Raw genomic sequence first — 20,922 nt, forward strand, 5'->3', positions numbered from 1 at the left:
AAATAAGAGAACCTAGTTTTCTTTTTCAGGTCTTTTGAAAAAATCTTTTTAGTGATGTTAACCACCCAGTTCTTATTCAAAAAGACATGCAGGATTAAGGCGCCGCCTAGGACAAGTCCTGCGATTTCATGAAACGGTAAGCTTGTGGATTCAGGACTATATAGTAAGCATAATACCACTGTCATGGCGAGATCCAGCCAAAATCTAAATTTATTTTTCTTCATTTTTAATTCCTCCAATGTTGTTTCTGTCTATGGATGAGTATAAAGAAGAATTACCGTGGAATTATCGAGTAAATATGTGAAAAATATGTGTTTAGGATTTTTTTTAGAATGTGGTCAGTGGAAATACAAATCTTTTGGTAGAATGATGTTTGAGATAAGGAGGAAAAACAATGAGTGAGTTAAGTAAATTGTTTTATGAGAGAATTGGCTTGTCACAAGGGCAAAATATAACGTTTGATTCATTAGATCATGTCCTGGAAAAAACAGCGCAAACCATTCCGTTTGAAAATATAGGTATCATTAATCGCAAGACAGGCGAGATTTCAAAGGCTAACTTAGTCGACAAAATCTTGATTAGGAGGGAAGGGGGGATCTGCTATGAATTGAATTCGTTATTCTTTTTCTTCTTAATTGAAAATGGGTTTGACGCCGTTTTTGCTCGTGGTGTTGTTTACAATCCTGTTAAACAAGATTATCAGGATCTTGGCAGAACACATGTTACGATTTTAGTAAATCATGAGGGTAAGACCTACGTAGTGGATACTGGCTTTGGCGGGAATTTACCGTTGAAACCCGTTCCTTTAACAGGTGAGACTGTCACTTCATCTAATGGGGATTTTAGAGTTCGTAAACTGGATACGAATTATGGGGATTATGTGGTGGAGATGAAGTTAAAACATAAAGACACCGAGTGGAAAATGGGCTTTGCTTTTGACACAAGGAAGCCTATTGACGATGTAACCGAATTTAATGAGATTCAAACAATTATTGCCGAACATCCGGAGTCGCCTTTTAATAAAGGGCCGTTACTTACTCGTCTTACTAGTAATGGAAATATAACTTTAACGAATTCTACATGGACAGAGTGGAAGGATGGGGATGTATCAAAGGAAACGATTGAGACTGAAAGATTTAAGGAATTGGCCAAACAACATTTTGGTCTAAATCAAGACTAAATGAAAAAGCAACGCCAAGGAGCGTTGCTTGATTATTTTTCTGAGTGGTGTATGACCTGCACACGGCCTACCTGTCCATCTGTCAGGCGGACCTTAATACCATGAGGATGGGTGGCCGATTTAGTGAGAAGATCCTTGACAATTCCTCTAGTTAACTTCCCTGTTCTTTGGTCTGCTTTTAAAACAATATCAACCGTCATCCCCGGCTGCAGATCTTTCCGATTTTGTCCGTTCATTAGACACCCATTTTTCTGCGGGTATTGCTTGGCTTCTTTGTTTGCTGGCTTTTCATTTTCTGTGTTGCTAGGCTGCCATTTGCAGTTCCTTTGCCTGAAGAAGCTTGATTCTTTTTGTTTGCTAACTGCTGCTTCATTAGTTCTTGAAGACTAACCTTCTTTTTAGATTCTTCGGTTTGATTATTTTCAGTCATGGAAAATCTCCTTATTCAAATAGGTATTGTTAGTACAGTATAATCTATTTTCAATGAATGTGGAAGGACAGCTATAGGAAAATTATATGTTATTTCATCTGAGGGCGGATGAGAATTCTATTGCCTCTCTTTAAAAAATAGTGGTAGAGGTATGGGGATATATTTTAAATTTTTAATTCGACTGTATCTTTGGAATTACTATAATACTATTTTAATGGCAGGTTGATGAACTAAGTCACATTGACTTAAAATACAACCAAAATGACAGCGGTCAATGAAAAAAGTATCTCATTGACCGTCATGACTCGAAAACTGGTTAAATAAAAAACAAAGCACTAACTAAATACAAACCAATCGCAATCGCAGCCCCAATCACTGAAATTTTCAATTTAAAACGAGCATACTCTACCAGCGGCATATCAAGAATAGAGGCCGTTGTAATGGTTGTATCACCGAGCGGGGAAGTTAATGCACCAAAAGCACCGCTAGCAAACACGGCCCCGACGGTTAACGGAATTGATGCCCCGGTCGAAACCGCAAGTGACATACCTAAGGGCATAAACAATCCCCAGGTTCCCCAGGAGGAACCGATAAAGTAACCAATCAAAGAACCGAGTACAAAAATGGTTACCGGTGTCAAAAAGGCAGGCAGAAAGGACCCTAATGTTGAGCTGATAAATTTTGAAAAACCAAGATCCTCAGCTGATAAGGTCAATGACCAAATGAGAACGAGCAAACTAATGGCCTCCATCATTTGGTTCCCGCCATCATAAAAATGGTATAAGATTTCATGCAATGGTTGGCGCCTGATGATATAAAACACAAAGGACAGAACAAGGGTAATAAAAACAGCCAATAGCATCACGAATGTCGCATCTGCCATAGAAAAAGCTTCGAATACCGTTTTAGCCCCTTTGTCAGATCCATCTTTCCACAATAGGAATAATGATAATCCCAAGAGTAAAAAGACTGGGAAAATTAAATGCCAGGGCTGTGCTTTTACCAAGGACAATTCTTTTTGAATTCCCGCCCGGTGAAATTCATTTCCCTCCGCATCTAATAGTTCATGAACCCGTGATCGGGATGATTTTTTCTTAGAAGGATTCCAAAAGGTAAGAAGGATTCCAATTAACAACATGACAATAGCAAAAAAGTCAAATAAGATACTTTGTAAAAATACATGATAGGAAGATATGTCTAATTGAAGCTTTCGAATACTTCCTTCGACCAAAGACACCATGAACCCTACAAACGCGGTCGCAACCGGCAAAAGAACAATAACCGACTCCGTGGAAATATCCATCATTAAGCCCACTCGCGCCTTAGGTACGTTTATTTTTTTAATTAGTGACTTAACAACTGGACCAATCATCATGATACGAAACATCGGCATCATAAACGTGAAAGGGAGGGTAAGCCAGATCAGTCCCAACAGTCCGCGTTCAGTCTTAATCTTCGCTCCAATCCATTCCGAAAAACCTTTAATGCCTCCTGAAATATTCATCATGCCGACAAGCCCGCCAAATAAATAAAGAAACCCAATAATTTTGATGTTGTTCCCATTGGACAGGGTGGTGACGATATAGGACACGGTTTGATAGGCTCCAGCTAATAAATTAGTTTGAACAATGAAAGCCCCGGCCAGCAAACCAACAACAAGACCTGGCAGGATGTTTTTCAGCCATATGGACATGGAAATGACAATGATAAAAGGTAACAGAGAAAGCCAAGTATGCTCCAAAGTTTCTTCCTCCGGCAATTAATCTTTAAACTATTTGCTTATTATTGCCAAGGCCGTGAGCATTATGTTGAATGGCGGAATTAATTGCTGTATCTAAAGAGGAAAGGCCACATAGAAAAGCCCGTATCACAAAGGATACAGGCTATATTTTGCATTTAAAATTTAGTCCTTTTTCAATCTTCCCGCTTTCTTGGCAGCCTCTTTTAAAATAACTTCAATTTGGGCGTTTACACTTCGCAGCTCATCTTCTGCCCATTTTTCCAATACCTCGTACAATTTCGGATCCATTCGAAGCGGAAACGCTTTTCTTTTACTCATTTCCTACACAACCCTTAATAAATGCTTCCGGTGTTAATGATTGGCTGCGTCCCTTTCTCTGAAACAATCGCGACCATCAAATTATTGACCATCTGCGCTTTTTTCTCTTCATCAAGCTCGACAATTTCTTGTTCAGTTAGCTGGTCAATGGCCGCTTTTACAAGTCCGACCGCACCGTCAACAATTACCTTACGAGCGGACAAAACAGCTTGTGCCTGCTGGCGCTGCAGCATTGCAGAAGCGATTTCGGAAGAGTAAGCAAGATGCATAATCCGTGCCTCGATTACATCTACCCCTGCAACATCCAGTCTTTTTTGAAGGTCATGTACAAGTACATCAGCCACTTCATCGCTGTTTTGACGGAGAGTTAATGTATTTCCGTTATTTTCGAACGAATCATAGGCATACGTGCTGGCAATATGACGAATACCGGTTTCACTTTGAATCTGGATGAACTTTTCATAGTTTTCTACATCATATAATGCTTTGGCTGCATCTCTAACTTTATAAACGACAACAGCAGCAATTTCAATCGGATTACCTTCTAAATCATTTACTTTTAATTTCTCGCTGTTAAAATTTGTCACACGCAGTGAAACACTCCGTTTGAATGTGAAAGGAATAGTCGCCCATAAACCTTGGTCCCGTATGACACCAAGATAGGTACCAAAGAACGTTAAGACTTTAGCTTCGTTTGGTTGAACAATCGTTAAACTTGTTGCAATAACTAAACCTAAAACTAATACAATGACTCCGGCTACTTTTTCAGGGATTGTTGCACCAGTTACAATTAAATAAATACCAAAACCAATACAGGCAAGTGCAATAATCATTGCGGCAAAACCATTGATTTTAAAAATTGATTTTTCCCTCATTATAGAACCCCTCCCAAAAGGTAAAGTGATATAAAAATGATATCACATTAATATCATAGTTCATTTGATCTAAAAAGTAAATCATTGCCATAATAAAAATTTGATACATAGGGGATGTATTCAATAATGGTATAATTTGTTAAAATAAATTAGAAAAGAAGGAGGGGGCTATGAAAGAAACCTTTTATCTAAAACTAAATGTTTATTTATTGCTTACAATCATTCCATTATCGGTTCTTGGTTATTATTTTGCCGTCTCACATGAATCTTTGTTTTTCTTATATGAATGGCTGCTTGCTGGATTAGTACTCATTTCTATATTCATTTCCATTAAAAATATCGTATCCATCAGAAGTGGGCTAAAGTGGATTGCTATTTCAATTCTTGCTTTCTTACTTCAATTTTCGGTTCTTGGTTTATTTTTGGGGCCTATAACACATTTTCTAATGTTCTATCTTTATTATGTTGTAGCGATTCTTTCTTTTATTGTTTTTATAGTGACGATGAGAAAAAGTAAAACCTTTAAGGCGATCCCAATCATCTTTACTATATTAACTGGACTATTCACATTATATATGGTGTTTTTAAATACTTTGTGGGGAAGTAATCTAAGTTAACGCTGGTTTATTAATAGATAAATTGTTTTTAGGAGGGATCGTGTTGGACGAAAGGTATCCGATTGGGAAATTTGATTTTAATGGTGAAATTACGAACGAAGTAACAAGTGGTTGGATAAAGCAGATTGAAGAGTTACCAGGGCTTTTAAAAGAGGCTGTAAAAGGCTTAAACAAAGAGCAGTTAGATACTCCATATCGAGCTGGCGGCTGGACAATTCAACAAGTGGTCCATCACCTCGCAGATAGTCATATGAATGCTTATATACGTTTTAAATTAGCTCTTACTGAAGACAATCCTGTCATTAAGCCTTATGAGGAAGGAAAGTGGGCAGAGCTCCCAGATAGCAAATTATCCATTGATATCTCTTTGGAACTTCTTGAAGCATTACATAAACGATTGGTCAGCCTTTTGCTTCATTTAGGTCTTACTGATATCAAAAAAACATTTATTCATCCAGAATCAGGCGAAGTTTCTGTAGGCAGAAATATCGGCATGTATGCATGGCATGGCCGCCACCATCTTGCACATATTACATCCTTAACTAGTCGAAAGGACTGGTAAGACTCTATATTTCAATTTGAAATTAAAAAGGGGGAGTAAAGTATATGGAGGAAATTAACCTGATTCGTGAGGAAGTTTTGCGGTCTGTGAGTGGTTTATCCAATGAACAGTTAAACACACAGGTACAGGAAGGACGCTGGTCAATTATGCAGGTGCTACATCACCTGTATTTAATAGAGGGAGCCGTTACATTTGCTATATCAGATCAGCTGGCAAATGGACAAACTAAAAGTATAAGCGAGAAACCAATCCATTTAGCCGTTAATCAGTCAACTAAGATTAAAGCACCTTCTACTGTGGAACCGGAAAACAAATTTATCACTTTAGTTGAAATGAAGAAAAAGCTCTCTCAATCTCGGGAAGCGTTAACGAAAGTGGTGGACACTGCGGATCCATCATTATTAACGCAAAGGGCATATCCGCATCCTGTATTTGGTGAATTAAGCTTAAAACAGTGGATTCCCCTTATTGGATTGCATGAAAAAAGACATCTTGCACAAATTGAAGAATTGAAGGAAGAATTAATTTAATTATTTTTTGATGGATTTAATAACTTTGCAAAGTTTGTGAAACGTTTTCCAACCGAAACAAAACTTGCTTTTAAATAAGCAGTTTTGTTTAAATCATTGTAATGATTGCTAACTTTGTCAATTCAATTAATGATTGGTAAGGTACTTTTTAGCTAGTACATACAATTTATCACTATTTTTGTGGATACATTTGATGCCATTGCTGCCAAGTACCGTGTGGATGTTGATGATGCCACTGTTCCCAAGGTACGAAAGAAGAATGGGGTTGACCTCCTTGATACATAATTTTCACCTGCTTTTTCATTTGGTCCATATATGCACATCGTGTAATTTAGGACATCATTTGGCCTTTTTATAAAGCCCGAAATGTAATGGACGAGTGTCAGTTTAAGAGTTCCTGACTACCAGAACTCCTATATGGAATTTCTCCTTAGAATAAATGGTTGATGGAGTTACATAATAAGAAGGAGATTTTAGCCAATAAATTTGGAAACTAAAAGGAGGAAAAAAGTTTGGTACAAGACAACTCTAACTCCAAAAACACCAAAAATGCATCCAAGGCAGATGGAGTCATCCAGCCATTAATGTCAACGGGGACAACCGAACCAAGTTTTGATTGGGTTCCTAATGAAACCAACTCTAAAAACGAACCAAAAATCGGAAATACGGTGGTTGGTGAAAACAAAAATAAGTGAATCTTTGTAGTGAGGGCACTAATTATTAGTGCCCTTATTTTTTTGAAAAAGCATCTTTTAGGAGGTTTTTAATGAAATTTTGTTGAACTTGTATATAACGACAAAATATTATTTCAGGGTGGTGGGAAAATGGAGGAAATCCAATATGCTTTTATAGATGAATTGGGTGATTATTGGTTTGATTTTGAAAAGGGGAAAGGATCAAACCACTTTATTATTGCGTCTATTCTCCTAAAGGAATCAAATAAAGAGACTTTAGAAAGAGAACTTGAGCAGATTAGCCAAAAGTACTTTCAATCCGGAGCAATGGATCCAAACATTATTGACCATAATCCAAGCCAAACCTTGCAGCTGATAAATGACCTAAAGGACTTACCATTTAGTATTTATGCTTATGTCATTGATAAAAGAAAAATAAGAGAAGACCATGGGATTTTATATAAAGTACCATTCCTAAAGTACTTAAACAGACAAATCTATGATGACTTAAATCGAACGTTCGATCAGCTTGACTTTGCGGCAGTTGAACAAGAATCTAAACTATTTATTAGGTCATTTAACCAATATATTAAAACAAAAAGCATACCGGATCTATTTAATTATTCCACCTTTGGATTCAACCAAACTCGTTCAGACATCCTTCTTCAGTTAGCGAACCTTATCACCAGGATTCTTGCAACAGGATATGAAAGAACAATCTATACGGATCAATATCGTACTTTTTCTAAAATCTTTAAAAGCAAGATTGCTGCCGTAAACCTTTTGCCCCAGGATTATAAAAATTTTCTTTTTGACTATCAACCAGAGCATCATCACTCTAGAGATGATGAAATTATTATTAAGCAAGCGGTGAATTTAACCTATAAATATATTGAAAAGCATCGAAAAAGTGAAGATGAAGATGAGCGGCTTCGCTTAGATTTCCTAAAGTTTCTTTTATTTAATTTAAAAGAAAATCCGGACGAGTATGTATATACCGAAGAAATCTTAGATAATCTGAATGCCATTAGGGATGTAAAATTAAATCCGCATAATTTTCGCTCTAACATCGTTTCTAAGCTGCGAGACAGCGGATTATTGATTGCAAGCAGTAATAAAGGCTATAAATTACCCGTATGTCTAAACGACTTATATGACTTTGTGAATTTATCAAGTCTCACGATTCATCCCATGATCCAAAGAATAGCGAAATGCCGGGATCAGATTCTCCTTGCAACTAACAATGAGATCGACATTCTAGAGCAAAAAGAATATGATTACCTAAAAAGAATCATTGATTTAGGGAAAATGAAGGTATAATGATTAGCACAATCATTCGGCCGGGCTTTTCTGTTTTTTAAATAACAAAAATGACCTATTCAACTTGGAATAGGTCATTTTCTATTAATACTATCTATTTAAAGGGACAAATTTAAGTTGCATGTTTTTGCATATTTATTTAATAGAATCAAACTCTTGGTAGGGATTTACCTTTATATTCCTGATTATTGTTGAAAACGCTTTCTATATAAATCTCATAAATATTCAAAAAAATATGCAAAAAAGGATTGTCAAACTAGTAGTTTTAAAATATAATCTAATTATTAATTGATGTAACAAAATATAACATGAAAATGAGAGGTAATGTGACGTGGCTACACTAATTTCAAACACAACTGCAGATGCAACTCTAGAACAAATCAAAGAAATTATCAAAGAAAAAAGTGTTGAACTATTACACTTGCAATTTGTCGATATTGAAGGGATTTTAAAACACGTCACTGTTACAAGTGCGCAATTAGAAGATGTTGTTGAAGGAAAAATGATGTTTGATGGATCTTCTATCAAAGGTTTTTCTCCTATCAATAAATCTGACCTTTATCTTCAACCAGATTTGAATACATTTGCGGTTCTACCTTGGACAGTAGAAGAGGGATATTCTGAAGCTCGTTTCCTATGCTCAGCAGCAAACCCAGACGGAACTCCTTTTGAAGGAGATACTAGAAACGTATTGAAAAAAACTGTAGAGCGTGCTGCTGATCAAGGTTATACCATTTCAGTAGGTCCTGAGTTAGAGTTTTTCTTATTTAAAAACGATGACAATGGATACGCAACTACAGAGTTAACGGATAAAGCGGGTTATTTTGAACCATCTCCACACGATCTTGGCGAGCGCGTTCGTTTAGAAATCTACCGTGCGTTAAAAGCAATGGGCTTTACAATTGAAGCTTCTCACCACGAAGTAGCTGAAGGACAACATGAAATTAACTTTAAATATGCGGATGTATTAACAGCAGCCGACCTTGCAACTACTTATAAATGGGTTGTAAAAACAGTAGCGAAGAAATTTGGCATGCATGCTACCTTTATGCCGAAGCCAGTATTTGGAATCAATGGTTCTGGTATGCACGTAAATATGTCATTCTTCGAAGGAAGCGAAAATGCGTTCTTTGATCCATCTGATGAGATGCAATTATCAGAAAAGGCGTACCAATTTATTGCGGGTGTATTAGAAAACGTAAAGGGCATTGCAGCGGTAACAAACCCGTTAGTAAACTCTTATAAGCGTTTAGTACCTGGTTACGAAGCACCTTGTTATATCGCATGGTCTGCATCAAACCGTTCAGCGTTAATTCGTATTCCTGCAAAACGAGGTCTTGCAACACGCGTAGAATTACGTTGTCCAGATCCATCTTCTAACCCTTACTTAACATTTGCAGTGATTGCATCTGCAGGTTTAGATGGAATTGAAAAAGGTCTTGAAGCACCAGCACCAATTAACGATGATATCTTCCACATGAGTGAAGAACAAAGAGCATTCAGAGGAATCGATAACTTACCAGGCAGCTTAGCTGAAGCTGTTAAAGAATTAGAAGCAGGAGAAATTGCTTTGAATACTCTTGGTGAGCATGTTTACAATGAGTATGTATCAATGAAAAAAGCAGAATGGGATAGCTATCGTACAGCGGTTCATACATGGGAAATCGAAAACTATCATTCTAAATTCTAATATAATGAAAAGCGGGCCAAGGGGCATTACGTCTCTTGTTACCCGCTTTTTTTATTTGTCCTGATAAAGAGAGCCCTAAATATGAGACCGTCTTTGTAAGTTACATGCTTGAATGAATACCTATAATTAACCTTGGCTTATTCACTTACAGTGATGCCATGCTTTTTTGAAAACACATAATCCGAAGATAAGGAAAGCTAGGATGCCAATTAAAGCAATTAGGAAGTTGATAACGGTAACAAGGAAACCGGTTAGCCCGATTACTCCAAGTACTAAAGTTACCCAGTGTAAAGCTACAGCTAGTACCCAAAATAATCCTGTTAAAAATCCAAGAAAACCTCCCCAGCAAAAATGGTTAGAACTCATTTATTCTCACCTCCTGTCATCGGTTGTTCACCAACAGTGTATGCGTTTACCTGAGAATTTGTTTTATTAAAATAGAAAAAAGGCAAAAGACCTAACAAAAACGGGGTCTTCAGAAAATGGATCCACCATCATTCTTATGAATGGTGAATTTTTCCGTCCGGTTATTTTTACATAAGAATGAGATATTTGGAAAATCTAAAAAAATACGGTAAGAGGTGATACATGACCTATGTGGAAAAATTCTCGACTGAAACAAGTTAAAAGCAAGGGGGAAGCAGGATCCTCCAACACTCTTTTAGAAAAGTCTGCTAAAAAAAATGTCGAACAAGTCAAAGAAAAACTGGGAAGCAGCGCAGATTTGATCGATCGCTTTATTAAGCATAACGAGAATAAATATGCCTTTGCAGTGGTACATATAGACGGAATATCCAGTACAAAAATCATTCAAGAACATATTTTAGAACCTCTTCTAACCTATAAATCGACCCTGGATGCTGTGTCATTAAAGGATGAGCTAGAACAAACGATTGCTATCTCAAATATAAAGGAAAAAACTACTCTTAAAGATGTACTTGCTGCCATTGTAACTGGCAGCACAGTCATATTAATAGATGGGGACTCCACAGCCTTAGTACTTGATACCAAAGAAATCGAATCTCGAAGTATCGCAGAACCAACTACACAAACCGTCATCCGTGGTCCAAAAGACAGTTTTACGGAGAACGTTCGAACCAATACAGCCCTAGTGCGGGGACGGATCCAAAGTCCGAATCTACGTCTGGACTCTATGATTATTGGAGAAGTAACACAAACATCAGTTGAAATTATGTACATCAAAGACATTGCAAATGACGCTATTGTTAAGGAAGTTAAGCAGCGAATTCAGAATATTAAAATTGACGGCATTTTGGAATCTTCCTATGTAGAAAACTTTATCAGAGATGATAAGCATTCCCCTTTTCCGACTGTTCAAAATACAGAGCGCCCAGATGTTGTAGCAGGAAATTTGTTGGAAGGACGGGTGGCCATTTTTATCGGAGGTACCCCATACGTATTGATTGTCCCTGTTACCTTTACACAACTCTTTCAATCCCCCGAGGATTATTATCAGAGTCAATATATCGGCAGCTTTTTAAGGCTGTTACGATTAGGGGCTTTCTTATTAGCCTTATATGCACCAGCCATGTATATTGCCATGATTACGCATCATCAGGCACTTGTCCCAACAATATTACTCGTCAGTATTGCTGCCCAAAGGGAGGCCATTCCTTTTCCTGCCATAATAGAAGCGTTCATCATGGAGATTACTTTTGAAGTCTTAAGAGAAGCTGGGATTCGAATGCCAAGAGCTGTAGGTTCCGCTCTCTCCATCGTCGGAGCGTTAATTTTGGGACAAGCAGCGGTAGATGCAGGTTTTGTATCAGCCGCCATGGTGATCATTGTTTCGGTTACAGCGATTGCTAGTTTTGCACTGCCAAACTACAATCTTGGGATCACCGCACGGATCCTTAGGTTTCTATTATTGGTTGTTGCGTCGTATGCAGGGTTATATGGTGTACTAGCTGCTTCATTAATCATCGGTATGCATATGTGCGGGCTGAGCTCTTTCGGAGTACCCTATCTTTATCCTGTTGCACCATTTAATCTTAAGGAACAAAAAGACGTACTTTTTCGCTTCTCAATTGAAAAAATAGTTAATCGACCTTCTAAAGCAAAAGGCAGGAAAACATTAGAATGAGGTATAAGTAATGAGAGCTAAAATATTACTTCTTTTTATATGTTTAGTAGTGATTTTCTCCGGCTGCTCAAACTACAAAGAATTAAATGAGTTGGCGATTGTCCTTGGAGTAGGGATCGACTATATCCCTGATAAAAACCTGTATGAAGTTACTTATCAAGTGGTTAAACCAAGTGAAAATGCTTCGAAAGGGACTGGTTCTGGATCTACTCCAGCTATCAACTATATAGCAACCGGTAAAACACTGAATGAAGCAGCCGGTAATTCGGCTAATCTTTTTTCACGCGAGAATATTTATTCACACATTCAGTTAGTAATCATTGGTGAACGATTGGCTAAAAAGGAAAGCTTGAACTTTATTTTTGATATATTTGAGCGGGATGCTGGGGTCCGGGTTAATGTACCAGTTTTAATTGCACGTGGTACGGGGGTAAAAACTACAATGGATATGCTTTCGACCATTGATAAAATCCCTGTTCAAGCACTTAGTGGAAAAGTAAAAAATGCTTCAGAGACGTTAGGAGAACATAGTCAGACTAAAATTTATGAAGTAATCGAGGATTTAACGAGCGAAGGTTCAGAACCTGCGATTAGTGGAGTAAGTGTAATAGGCAGCAAAAAAGTTGGTGTTCGCAAGGAAAATTTGGAAACAATGGAAAAGACATTTACAAAACTTAATGGTGTGTCACTTTTTAGAGAAGGAAAATTGGTTGGCTGGATGGATGGAAAAAAGACAAAGTCCTTGCAAATTATTGATAATAAATTGCAAAATACGAACTTAAGATTTCATTGTGATGAGAAACGGTATAACAATATCACCATTAATCAATTGAAAAATGATACGAAAGTAAATATTCAAAACAACCAAGCTGTAATTACGGTTAATACGAAGGCCTATGGATATATTGTTGAATTATTATGCAACAAGGATATAAGCAAACGTAAAGTTATTAGGGAATATGAGGAAAAAGCAGAAAGAGAATTGAAAAAGGAAATAATGGATGGAATTTTGGCTGCACAAAAGTTAAAAAGTGATGTATTCGGGTTCGGCGAGATCCTGCATGCTACCCAACCTAAAAAATGGAAAGAATCAAAGCGCCAATGGGACCAATTATTTTCTCAGGCAAAAGTAAACGTCAAAGTGAATGTATCGATTGAAGAAACAGGAATGCGAATTAAGCCTTATCCTTTTTAATCTAGGAGTGGAAATACCGTCATGCAACAAGCAAAAATCAATGGATTTCAGTTGTTTAGTGTTATTTTTTTATTTGAATTAGGAAGTGCGATATTGCTAGGGATGGCTGGAGAAGCAAAGCAGGATGCATGGATTGCTATTCTTTTGGGAATAGTCTCCGGCTGCGTATTATATATAGTTTTTTCAAAGTTAAATGATCTTTTTCCATCCATGCCATTGACTACTTACATTCCAAAAATCTTAGGCCGTTATGCAGGGACTTTGTTTGCATTTTTATATGTTGGCTACTTTATGTACATTGCTTCGAGAGTATTGCGAGATTTTGAAGAACTTTTAGTCATGACTGCCTACCGTTCTAGTTCGCTTCTAACCATCGGGATTATTATGGTGATATGTGTGATGTATGCTGCTTATAAAGGAATTGAAGTATTTTTCCGTATCTCGGAACTATGCCTTTTCATCATCTTGTTCATCCTGATTCTTTTAGTCATTTTTGAAGTTGCCAGTGGAATTATAAGATTTAATCATCTCCAGCCAATATTAGAAAACGGTTGGCATCCTATTTTTAAGTCATTTTTTCCAACTACTTTAACATTCCCATTCGGTGAAATGGTCACCTTTACGATGTTATTGCCTTTCTTAGATAAACAAGATAAGGCAAGGAAAATAGGGATTATCGGTGTTATCATCAGCGGGGGTGTTTTGTTACTGTTTACCCTCTTAAACATATTAATAGCAGGTGCAGATATTACCTCGCGTTCCGCATTTCCTATTCTCACAGCAGTGGGTTATATCAACATAGCTGATTTTATCCAGCGGTTAGATACGGTAGTCATCATTTCTATGGTGTTATTAGGTTTTGTAAAAATAACGGTATTTTTCCTCTGTGCGATTATTGGAACTGCTGATCTTTTTAAGATCAAACATCCTCAAAAATTAATTTACCCATTGGGGGTCATCCTTTTGCTAAGCTCTATTATTATTGCCCCTAATTACATCGAGCATATAAATGAGGGACTCCATATTGTTCCTTATTACTTACATCTACCCTTTCAAATTTTCATACCTATACTAGTTTTAACGATTGCGTTGATTAAACAAAAGCTAACNNTTTGAGTATTAACAAAAAGTTAGTTAAATCTTGTCAATTAAAGCATGGTGGTTTTTAGAAATCATTCAAAGCCGCCAATTTTAAAAAATTTTAAAAATTTACTCATTATTTTGTATATGTTAATTGACTAATCTTAACTCATATATGTAAAATACATATATAGTAATTCGTTATTATAGTTATAACCAAGATTATTGAACTCTACATACCTCCGTGTTTTAGGAGGGGAAAATAGAGAAATTTAACAAAGGAAATGAGGAGGAATGAAGATGGCACAAAAGGTAATTGAACCACAAGAAGAAGTTCAACATAAGGAAGTTAAAAAAGTAGAGGTTCCAAAAGTTAAGATTCAAGAAGCAGTGCAGCAAAAAGTAGAGCAACAAGTAGTAGAGCAGCAAGAAGAAACAATCTATGTTACAGAGTCATTTATTGAAACATTCTGGGATCAAATTGAAGGTGCAGTATCTCGTAATAGGGAATATAGGGCACAACGCCAAGAACTTTATTTAAAAGCTATAAAAGAAACAACAAGGTTCAATGGAGGATACCGCAAAACTTTACAGGGACTTTTTGAGGAAGCGACAAAAGTGAATAAAGATTTCCGGAATGGCCTATTCGGAAACTCAATGATTAAAACAAATGAAGTAACTGAATCGCTAAAAGGTCAAGTAAGTGAAGCAGCAAATAAATTAGAAGAGCTTTATTTACTACCAATTAACACAGCCTTTGATTTAATGGAAAAATCAGAGAAGCTTGTTGAAGAAAATAGTGAGTCATTTATTGAATATACAAATGAAGCATGGAACGCTTGGGAAGTTATGACAGACAACTATTTAAAACAAACTAGAAAAATTCATCAAAATTTTGCTCAACGATTAGAAGATAGCATTCGAATTCTTGTTGCTCCGAATAAATAGTAAACATATCTAACGGAAAACACATTCTTAATCGGATGAGCCCTTCTTTGTTAATAAATATCCAATATCGCACAAAAAAGCAGCTTTACCTTTACGGCTCGCTGCTTTTTTTATTCCTTAATTAGACCTGTCCTAATTCTATCTATCCAATCCTTAAAAAAGCCTTTTGAAATAACTAAGATTGAAGTTACTTCTATGTTTGGAGAAGTAGACAGAAAGCTGCAATGGATGATGATATTTTATAACAGTGTATTCCCTCTTCATATTCTTACTTGAAAGAAGGTATTTGAGTAAAGTGGAGTGAGACAAGTATGCAAAACCTTAGTACTGAAGATTTGCTTGAAGCTTTTGATTCTGCTATTAAGTTAAACCTTTGCAAAGAGTTTATTATGCTACTGGCTAATGAGTTAAACTCACGATCTAGTAATGAATCACCCATAAATGATTATTGAAAAATTATAAATCAGTATATTAATTCAGATTCTTTATTCAGAGATCTTTCCAAGATTAAGTTAGGTATTCCCGCCTAGAATTAAAATTCACCATTCTATTAAAAATGGAGTGATTTTTATGATGGAACAAGAACGAACTATATTAATGAGTGAAAAGGAAAAATCTTTACTCTATAAAACTTCTAGCATTTTAAGAAAAGATACAAGTCATATGAGTTTAAACGATATTATAGAAGAACTTGTTCAGGTTATAGAATCATTAACAAAAGATGACAGTTTGCCAGAGCAAGAATAGAAATGAAACAATTTAAGATATTAAAAACCCCATCCATTTATATTTGGATGGGTTCTTTACGTTTTCCCGGATATAATTTCTAAAATGGAGATAATTGGAGTAGAGCTTTCCCAACATGCAATCAGGATATACGGAACTATTATTAGTATATATGATTCACAATTAAAACAATAGATAACATTGAAAATAGAGTTATAAAGATTTCTTCCTTTTGAAGAGTTGGTTGGACACTGAGAGGAAAAGAGGCAAGAAAAACAGAGTAATGAGGAACAGCTCTTCACCTGTTAACTTTTGTTTAATTTTTATAAAGCCTTGAATAACTTCTGAAAAACCAAAGCCTTGAAGTTTGTCCAGTAAGGAGACTAATGTAATGACGAGTATAAACAAGATAATGTAAATAAATAGCTGTTTCATAATGCTCACCCTAGTTTTTTATTATTATTTGAAAATCATTAAGATTCTATCCATATAATTGAAAGGAAAGGGCAATAGAGTTAATTAATAAAACAATTCTAAAAATTTACATAACTCTTACACTCCATTTATATCGGCTTAATGATATACCTTTATTGTTTAAAGAGTAACCAAACCAATAATTGGAGTGAGTAGAATTGAAAAAAGTATTAGTACCAGTTCTCGCAGCAACGTTCACACTATCATCATTTAATGCCGTTATGGCAGCTCCTAAAGAACCTGGCAAAATTAAATCAGTGGAATTCCTCGGAATGGATGCACCCAAGACCCAGCAAGAAAAAGCTGAGTTAATGTATTCAAAGGCATCTGTGGAGGTGACCTACAACGACGGAACAAAGAAGACCGTTCCTCTCAGCTATGAAACCTTGTTCAAACCTGGAGATGTGATTAACGGAAAAATCGCTGGAGTGACCATGAATGCAAATGGACAAGTGATGACCAAATCAAATGGAACTCCATACGTATCGACAGCTCCTGATATGAATAGTTTGATGAAGGTTCCGGGATTACCTGAAAATACATATTATCTGATCAGCCACTATGAATCCATGCCCAAAAACGAAAATGGACTAGAAAATCCAGGAACAATGAGTCTTAGCACCGTAAAGATGGACCCAGCTACAGGTGAATTGACCGTTGTTGATGTCAAACCAATTGATTTTTCTGCCGTTCATGGGATTTGGAAACCGTGTGCTGGTTTATTGACTCCATGGAATACCCATCTTGGCTCAGAAGAAACAGACCCGGATGCTAGAGCACATGAAAAAAATCCTTCAGCTTCTGCCGTCACAAATTTCATGAAAAACTATTATAATGATCCAACTATAACAGGCAATCCCTACTACTATGGGCACGTACCAGAAGTAACTGTGGACGCTAAGGGTGCTACAAAGGTGGTCAAACATTACAGTATGGGCAGAATGGCCTTCGAACGAGTGAAGGTCATGCCTGATAATCGAACAGTTATTTATGGAATCGACAGCAATCCTGGCGGGCTGTTTATGTATGTGGCTGACAAAGAAAAAGATTTATCAGCAGGTACACTTTATGCCGCTAAATGGGTCCAAACCGGCACGGAAAATGGCGGTTCGGCTGATCTTGAATGGATCAAGCTTGGCCATGCGACTGATAAAGAAATACAGAAGCTCGCTGATACAACCAAATTCAGTGATATCTTTGATGCAACAGATGATGCTGTAAAAGGAAAAGCGGAAGGCTATAAAGCGATCAAAACAGCAGCGAATGGCGGGAAAGTAGAATGGGTGAAAGTGAAACCAGGAATGGAAACCGCTGCTGCGTTTTTAGAAACTCATCGCTATGCGGCTTATCTTGGCGCAACGGTTGAATTTAATAAGATGGAAGGTCTTGATTTTAACGAAAAAGATAATAAAGCATATGTTGCTATCTCTTACCAGGAAAAAACAATGTTAGCTGATCCTGCTGCACCTGCAGATGATATCCAGCTTCCAAAGATTAGTGCAGGGGGAGTTTATGAGCTTTCCTTCAAACCCAATAGAAAAACAATGGGTGGAGAGAAAATCAACAGTCATTATGTACCTGTAAGCATGACAGGAACCTTAATGGGCGAAGATTTAGCAACACCGGATGCGGATGGAAATACAGCCAACGTTGATAAGATTGCAAATCCGGACAATATCGTATTTTCACAGGATATGAGGACCTTATTCATTGCTGAGGATTCAGATAAACATGAAAATAACTATACATGGGCATATAATGTTGATACCAAAAAACTCTCTAGAATCCTATCGGTTCCAGGTGGCGGGGAATCAACCGGCTTGCAAATGGTTGATAATCTTGACGGACATACCTATCTCATGAACAGCTCGCAAAACCCAGGATATGTTGGGTATATTTCAGGGCTTCCTTCGATGGGTGAAGATAAAGAATAAGTTAATAAGTAGTAAGGATTGCAGTCTTGTTTTTAAACGAGACTGCTTTTTTATCTGATTAAGCAAGTTGACCGTTAAACCTAGGATAAAGAATCTTCGTCATCGAGTTTTACATTTCCAACAGTTTCAATGTGGACTTTTTCTTCTTTCAGGGTTTCATGAACCTGGATAAGTTCTTCATAATGATTCTTTTCTATTTCAACATCATTCAGTATAGTTGGGGTCAATGTAACTTCAATTTGTTCTTCGGATAAAGGAATGCGAATCGTTTCCAATCTTGTATCCGTAGGATTTTCTGGATTTGCTACTTTTTTCTCAATAATTAGGTCCTCACGGGTGACAGGAACTAGAATTTGCTTTTCCTCGGTATACTTTTTCTTATAAATCGTAACATCTGCTGTATCAACCCATTTTTTATTTATTTCCATTTCTTCCTTATGTAATTGGAGTGTTACTTCATCTTGTTGGTCTATTGGTGTATTCTGCTGTTCAGTCAACTAAATTTCCCTCCATAGGAAAGTGATGAGGCACCTATTCATTGCCTGGCAATGAATAGGTGCTTTTTTTAGCTGTTATTTATATCGCTAAAGCTTGACGAATCGGAAACGATATTCACACTTCCAGTTGTATCAACATGAGCCTCTTCGCGTTTGAGCGACTCTTGGACTTGCTGCGTTTCCTCAACTTGACGTTTTGAAGCGGAGATTTCCTCAGTCGTTACCGCATATTTGTTTACTTCCACTTGTTCCTGGGATACAGGAATCGTGATGGTTTCTTGCGAGATGGCTGATGAATCGCTTCTTTCGTTATTCAGTGGGGTTCTCTTTATAACAACTTCTTCATGCATGACAGGAACATCAACCGTTTTTTGCTCTTCAACAACATCTTTAGAAATCACGACTTCTCCAGCATCGACATTATTTTTTGTAATGTCTAACTCTTCTTTATGAAGTTGAAGTGTGCCGTCGTTTTGATTACTTTGGGTAGTCGAAGTGGTATCGTCCCCTAGAATACTTGAATCAGTCTGGCTATTCTGAATTTCCGTATTTTGTGTTTTGTCATCATTGAAAAATCCTAAGAAGTCGCTCATAAAAATCCCCCTTGAAAGTTGATATTGGTCAAGCCTCTTATAGAATGTGCTAGGGAAAAATCTTTATTCTATAAATTGTGTTGGAAAAAGTGTGAAGTTCTAGAGTAGGAAAGGTGAATTCATTTAGAATTAATGTGTTGATTTTTGGACACAGAGCTTTGGGCAAGTTTGTGATATTCTGAACATATCTTATTAAATTCATTACTTGGAGGATAATAATATGAGCTGCAATTGTACCTCGAAATTAAAAGACGGAAAAGCTGTTGTTGATCATGTGAAAAGTAAAGGTAAGGAAAACTTTGCCCCGACAGTGGCTCATGAGATAAACTGTGAGTGTGGAGAAACCTTTACATTACAAACGATTGTTATGAACTGTCCAAAATGCGAAATGACCTATGCTGTTACGCCTTGCGGATCAGCAGATATAAACAACATTAAGACAGCCGGTATTAAATACGCCTAAATATACGTTGACTATGATATTTTAATAAGCCATAAATATACAGATTCGCCCTGTATGTGTATGGTTTATTTTTATGTTAAAATAACATAATCTGAGAACCAATCAGGAGAAAAACGTCTGTTATTACTACTTACATATTTACTTGAATGAGAAGGAGATCATACCAATGATGAAACCAAATGAAAAAACCGCGTTATTAATTATGGATTTGCAAAATGGTATTGTTTCAAGATATTTAGATAAGGAAGACATTCTTGTTCCATTTCAAAAGGCGGTGGAAGCAGCGCGGGAGAACGATATTCCCGTTATATTTGTTCGCGTTGCCTTTAGTGAAGGGTATCCTGAAAATAATTCAAGGAATAAAATGTTTTCAGTATTGTCTAAATCTGGTGGGATGACGGTTGTAGATCCAGGAACGCAAATTCACGAATCGCTACAACCACAACCTAATGAACCAGTCGTAACCAAGTTTCGGGTTAGTGCATTTGCAGGGAGTAACCTAGAAGTTATCCTTCGATCGATGGGAATTGACACGTTAATATTGAGTGGGATTTCTACAAGCGGTGTTGTTCTTTCAACCGTAAGGGAAGCTTCGGATAAAGACTATGCAATTACGGTTCTTTCGGATGCTTGTCTCGATGGTGATCCTGAAGTTCACCGTGTGCTTACTGAAAAAGTGTTCCCACGTCAAGCAGATGTGATGACAGTGGATAAATGGGTTAATTCCTTGCGATAAGCATTTAACTTTCTGGTGGCACGGATGAGCTGCTGAATGCAGGTGGCATTTGGATATGGGAAGGTAAAAAAATAAGAAACTTGCTCGAACACGGGACTCCTTCGGACAAGGTCGAGGCAAAAAGAAGAGAGTCCTGTCCGAACCCGGTCTCGCTTCGGACAAGGGAAGGCAAAAAAATGAGAGCCCTGTCCGAACAAAGGTCGCCTTCGGACAAGGTCGAGGCAAAAAGAAGAGA

The 20,922-nt window shown here is 37.0% G+C and carries 24 protein-coding genes and 1 pseudogene; 16 read left to right on the top strand and 9 right to left on the bottom strand.

All coding sequences use genetic code 11. The features are described 5' to 3' along the window. Nucleotides 1-224 (bottom strand): annotated as a pseudogene (locus V7266_RS22030) (DUF4405 domain-containing protein); the annotation flags it as partial. A 170-nt stretch (nt 225-394) separates the two neighbouring features. Between V7266_RS22030 and V7266_RS22035 the strand changes: the two are divergent. Next, on the top strand, nt 395-1,180 hold the full coding sequence (locus V7266_RS22035; protein ID WP_335470991.1) for an arylamine N-acetyltransferase family protein: 786 nt from the start codon (nt 395-397) through the stop codon (nt 1,178-1,180). A gap of 32 nt (nt 1,181-1,212) precedes the next feature. On the opposite strand, the gene V7266_RS22040 is transcribed toward V7266_RS22035, so the two are convergent. The 5 genes from V7266_RS22040 to V7266_RS22060 form a co-directional block, all read right to left on the bottom strand. Beyond that, a complete protein-coding gene (locus tag V7266_RS22040; RefSeq protein ID WP_335470994.1) occupies nt 1,213-1,416 on the bottom strand; it encodes a YwbE family protein in 204 nt (67 codons plus the stop codon). Then, entirely contained in the window at nt 1,416-1,610 is a 195-nt protein-coding gene (locus V7266_RS22045; protein WP_335470996.1) for a hypothetical protein, read from the bottom strand. The genes V7266_RS22040 and V7266_RS22045 overlap by 1 nt, the downstream gene beginning before the upstream one ends. 316 nt (nt 1,611-1,926) lie before the next feature. Beyond that, nucleotides 1,927-3,351 (bottom strand): Na+/H+ antiporter NhaC family protein, encoded by a 1,425-nt coding sequence (locus V7266_RS22050; protein ID WP_335470997.1) that lies wholly within the window; start codon nt 3,349-3,351, stop codon nt 1,927-1,929. Between the two features lie 162 nt (nt 3,352-3,513). Then, nucleotides 3,514-3,669 carry an Arc family DNA-binding protein gene (locus V7266_RS22055; protein WP_144566568.1) on the bottom strand — a complete coding sequence of 52 codons (156 nt, stop codon included), beginning with the start codon at nt 3,667-3,669 and terminating at the stop codon, nt 3,514-3,516. Between the two features lie 14 nt (nt 3,670-3,683). Continuing rightward, nucleotides 3,684-4,544, bottom strand: coding sequence for an SPFH domain-containing protein (locus V7266_RS22060; protein ID WP_335470999.1), 861 nt, complete (start codon nt 4,542-4,544; stop codon nt 3,684-3,686). Nucleotides 4,545-4,714: 170 nt separating this feature from the next. On the opposite strand from V7266_RS22060, the gene V7266_RS22065 reads away from it, so the two are divergent. The 6 genes from V7266_RS22065 to glnA all read left to right on the top strand — a co-directional run bounded on the left by V7266_RS22065 (nt 4,715) and on the right by glnA (nt 9,937). Beyond that, a complete protein-coding gene (locus V7266_RS22065) occupies nt 4,715-5,161 on the top strand; it encodes a hypothetical protein (protein WP_335471002.1) in 447 nt (148 codons plus the stop codon). Nucleotides 5,162-5,201: 40 nt separating this feature from the next. Beyond that, nucleotides 5,202-5,723 carry a YfiT family bacillithiol transferase gene (locus V7266_RS22070; protein WP_335471004.1) on the top strand — a complete coding sequence of 174 codons (522 nt, stop codon included), beginning with the start codon at nt 5,202-5,204 and terminating at the stop codon, nt 5,721-5,723. Between the two features lie 44 nt (nt 5,724-5,767). Then, nucleotides 5,768-6,253, top strand: coding sequence for a DinB family protein (locus V7266_RS22075; RefSeq protein WP_335471007.1), 486 nt, complete (start codon nt 5,768-5,770; stop codon nt 6,251-6,253). A 512-nt stretch (nt 6,254-6,765) separates the two neighbouring features. Then, a complete protein-coding gene (locus V7266_RS22080; protein ID WP_335471010.1) occupies nt 6,766-6,948 on the top strand; it encodes a hypothetical protein in 183 nt (60 codons plus the stop codon). Nucleotides 6,949-7,077: 129 nt separating this feature from the next. Continuing rightward, entirely contained in the window at nt 7,078-8,247 is a 1,170-nt protein-coding gene (locus V7266_RS22085; protein ID WP_335471012.1) for a hypothetical protein, read from the top strand. A gap of 331 nt (nt 8,248-8,578) precedes the next feature. Further along, nucleotides 8,579-9,937, top strand: coding sequence for a type I glutamate--ammonia ligase (glnA, locus tag V7266_RS22090; protein WP_335471014.1), 1,359 nt, complete (start codon nt 8,579-8,581; stop codon nt 9,935-9,937). Nucleotides 9,938-10,078: 141 nt separating this feature from the next. Here the strand turns inward: glnA and V7266_RS22095 are convergent, their stop codons facing one another. After that, nucleotides 10,079-10,303 (bottom strand): ABC transporter, encoded by a 225-nt coding sequence (locus V7266_RS22095; protein ID WP_335471016.1) that lies wholly within the window; start codon nt 10,301-10,303, stop codon nt 10,079-10,081. A gap of 229 nt (nt 10,304-10,532) precedes the next feature. Here V7266_RS22095 and V7266_RS22100 point away from each other — a divergent pair, with 229 nt between their 5' ends. The 7 genes from V7266_RS22100 (at nt 10,533) to V7266_RS22130 (ending at nt 18,398) form a co-directional block, all read left to right on the top strand. Then, nucleotides 10,533-12,041: a spore germination protein gene (locus tag V7266_RS22100; protein WP_335471018.1), complete on the top strand. Its 1,509-nt coding sequence runs from the start codon at nt 10,533-10,535 to the stop codon at nt 12,039-12,041. A 10-nt stretch (nt 12,042-12,051) separates the two neighbouring features. Next, nucleotides 12,052-13,236, top strand: a complete 1,185-nt coding sequence (locus tag V7266_RS22105; protein WP_335471020.1) for a Ger(x)C family spore germination protein — start codon at nt 12,052-12,054, stop codon at nt 13,234-13,236. 21 nt (nt 13,237-13,257) lie between these two features. Continuing rightward, nucleotides 13,258-14,352, top strand: a complete 1,095-nt coding sequence (locus V7266_RS22110) for a GerAB/ArcD/ProY family transporter (RefSeq protein WP_335471022.1) — start codon at nt 13,258-13,260, stop codon at nt 14,350-14,352. Between the two features lie 264 nt (nt 14,353-14,616). Further along, nucleotides 14,617-15,264, top strand: a complete 648-nt coding sequence (locus V7266_RS22115) for a hypothetical protein (RefSeq protein WP_335471024.1) — start codon at nt 14,617-14,619, stop codon at nt 15,262-15,264. Between the two features lie 311 nt (nt 15,265-15,575). Further along, complete coding sequence (sda, locus tag V7266_RS22120; RefSeq protein ID WP_335471027.1) at nt 15,576-15,716, top strand: sporulation histidine kinase inhibitor Sda; 141 nt, start codon at nt 15,576-15,578, stop codon at nt 15,714-15,716. Nucleotides 15,717-15,834: 118 nt separating this feature from the next. Then, nucleotides 15,835-16,011 carry a hypothetical protein gene (locus V7266_RS22125; protein ID WP_335471029.1) on the top strand — a complete coding sequence of 59 codons (177 nt, stop codon included), beginning with the start codon at nt 15,835-15,837 and terminating at the stop codon, nt 16,009-16,011. Between the two features lie 611 nt (nt 16,012-16,622). Beyond that, complete coding sequence (locus V7266_RS22130; RefSeq protein ID WP_335471033.1) at nt 16,623-18,398, top strand: PhoX family protein; 1,776 nt, start codon at nt 16,623-16,625, stop codon at nt 18,396-18,398. Between the two features lie 80 nt (nt 18,399-18,478). Here V7266_RS22130 and V7266_RS22135 read toward each other — a convergent pair whose 3' ends face one another. Continuing rightward, nucleotides 18,479-18,895 carry a YsnF/AvaK domain-containing protein gene (locus tag V7266_RS22135; RefSeq protein ID WP_335471034.1) on the bottom strand — a complete coding sequence of 139 codons (417 nt, stop codon included), beginning with the start codon at nt 18,893-18,895 and terminating at the stop codon, nt 18,479-18,481. A gap of 68 nt (nt 18,896-18,963) precedes the next feature. Beyond that, on the bottom strand, nt 18,964-19,488 hold the full coding sequence (locus tag V7266_RS22140; protein WP_335471036.1) for a YsnF/AvaK domain-containing protein: 525 nt from the start codon (nt 19,486-19,488) through the stop codon (nt 18,964-18,966). A gap of 220 nt (nt 19,489-19,708) precedes the next feature. On the opposite strand from V7266_RS22140, the gene V7266_RS22145 reads away from it, so the two are divergent. Continuing rightward, nucleotides 19,709-19,951 (top strand): hypothetical protein, encoded by a 243-nt coding sequence (locus V7266_RS22145; protein ID WP_335471037.1) that lies wholly within the window; start codon nt 19,709-19,711, stop codon nt 19,949-19,951. Nucleotides 19,952-20,117: 166 nt separating this feature from the next. Then, nucleotides 20,118-20,687: a cysteine hydrolase family protein gene (locus tag V7266_RS22150; protein ID WP_335471039.1), complete on the top strand. Its 570-nt coding sequence runs from the start codon at nt 20,118-20,120 to the stop codon at nt 20,685-20,687. Nucleotides 20,688-20,922: the final 235 nt, after the last annotated feature.

It is taken from the genome of Neobacillus drentensis (genome assembly GCF_036965645.1).
Classification (GTDB): domain Bacteria; phylum Bacillota; class Bacilli; order Bacillales; family Cytobacillaceae; genus Neobacillus; species Neobacillus drentensis_D.

Bases quoted from the DNA above. Each gene is read 5' to 3' on its own strand.
- V7266_RS22075 (WP_335471007.1), top strand. From the start codon at position 5,768: ATGGAGGAAATTAACCTGATTCGTGAGGAAGTTTTGCGGTCTGTGAGT.
- V7266_RS22095 (WP_335471016.1), bottom strand. From the start codon at position 10,303: ATGAGTTCTAACCATTTTTGCTGGGGAGGTTTTCTTGGATTTTTAACA.
- V7266_RS22040 (WP_335470994.1), bottom strand. From the start codon at position 1,416: ATGAACGGACAAAATCGGAAAGATCTGCAGCCGGGGATGACGGTTGAT.
- sda (WP_335471027.1), top strand. From the start codon at position 15,576: ATGCAAAACCTTAGTACTGAAGATTTGCTTGAAGCTTTTGATTCTGCT.
- V7266_RS22060 (WP_335470999.1), bottom strand. From the start codon at position 4,544: ATGAGGGAAAAATCAATTTTTAAAATCAATGGTTTTGCCGCAATGATT.
- V7266_RS22150 (WP_335471039.1), top strand. From the start codon at position 20,118: ATGATGAAACCAAATGAAAAAACCGCGTTATTAATTATGGATTTGCAA.
- V7266_RS22105 (WP_335471020.1), top strand. From the start codon at position 12,052: ATGAGAGCTAAAATATTACTTCTTTTTATATGTTTAGTAGTGATTTTC.
- V7266_RS22115 (WP_335471024.1), top strand. From the start codon at position 14,617: ATGGCACAAAAGGTAATTGAACCACAAGAAGAAGTTCAACATAAGGAA.
- V7266_RS22125 (WP_335471029.1), top strand. From the start codon at position 15,835: ATGATGGAACAAGAACGAACTATATTAATGAGTGAAAAGGAAAAATCT.
- V7266_RS22140 (WP_335471036.1), bottom strand. From the start codon at position 19,488: ATGAGCGACTTCTTAGGATTTTTCAATGATGACAAAACACAAAATACG.
- V7266_RS22065 (WP_335471002.1), top strand. From the start codon at position 4,715: ATGAAAGAAACCTTTTATCTAAAACTAAATGTTTATTTATTGCTTACA.
- V7266_RS22055 (WP_144566568.1), bottom strand. From the start codon at position 3,669: ATGAGTAAAAGAAAAGCGTTTCCGCTTCGAATGGATCCGAAATTGTAC.
- V7266_RS22085 (WP_335471012.1), top strand. From the start codon at position 7,078: ATGGAGGAAATCCAATATGCTTTTATAGATGAATTGGGTGATTATTGG.
- V7266_RS22045 (WP_335470996.1), bottom strand. From the start codon at position 1,610: ATGACTGAAAATAATCAAACCGAAGAATCTAAAAAGAAGGTTAGTCTT.
- V7266_RS22100 (WP_335471018.1), top strand. From the start codon at position 10,533: ATGTGGAAAAATTCTCGACTGAAACAAGTTAAAAGCAAGGGGGAAGCA.
- V7266_RS22145 (WP_335471037.1), top strand. From the start codon at position 19,709: ATGAGCTGCAATTGTACCTCGAAATTAAAAGACGGAAAAGCTGTTGTT.
- V7266_RS22035 (WP_335470991.1), top strand. From the start codon at position 395: ATGAGTGAGTTAAGTAAATTGTTTTATGAGAGAATTGGCTTGTCACAA.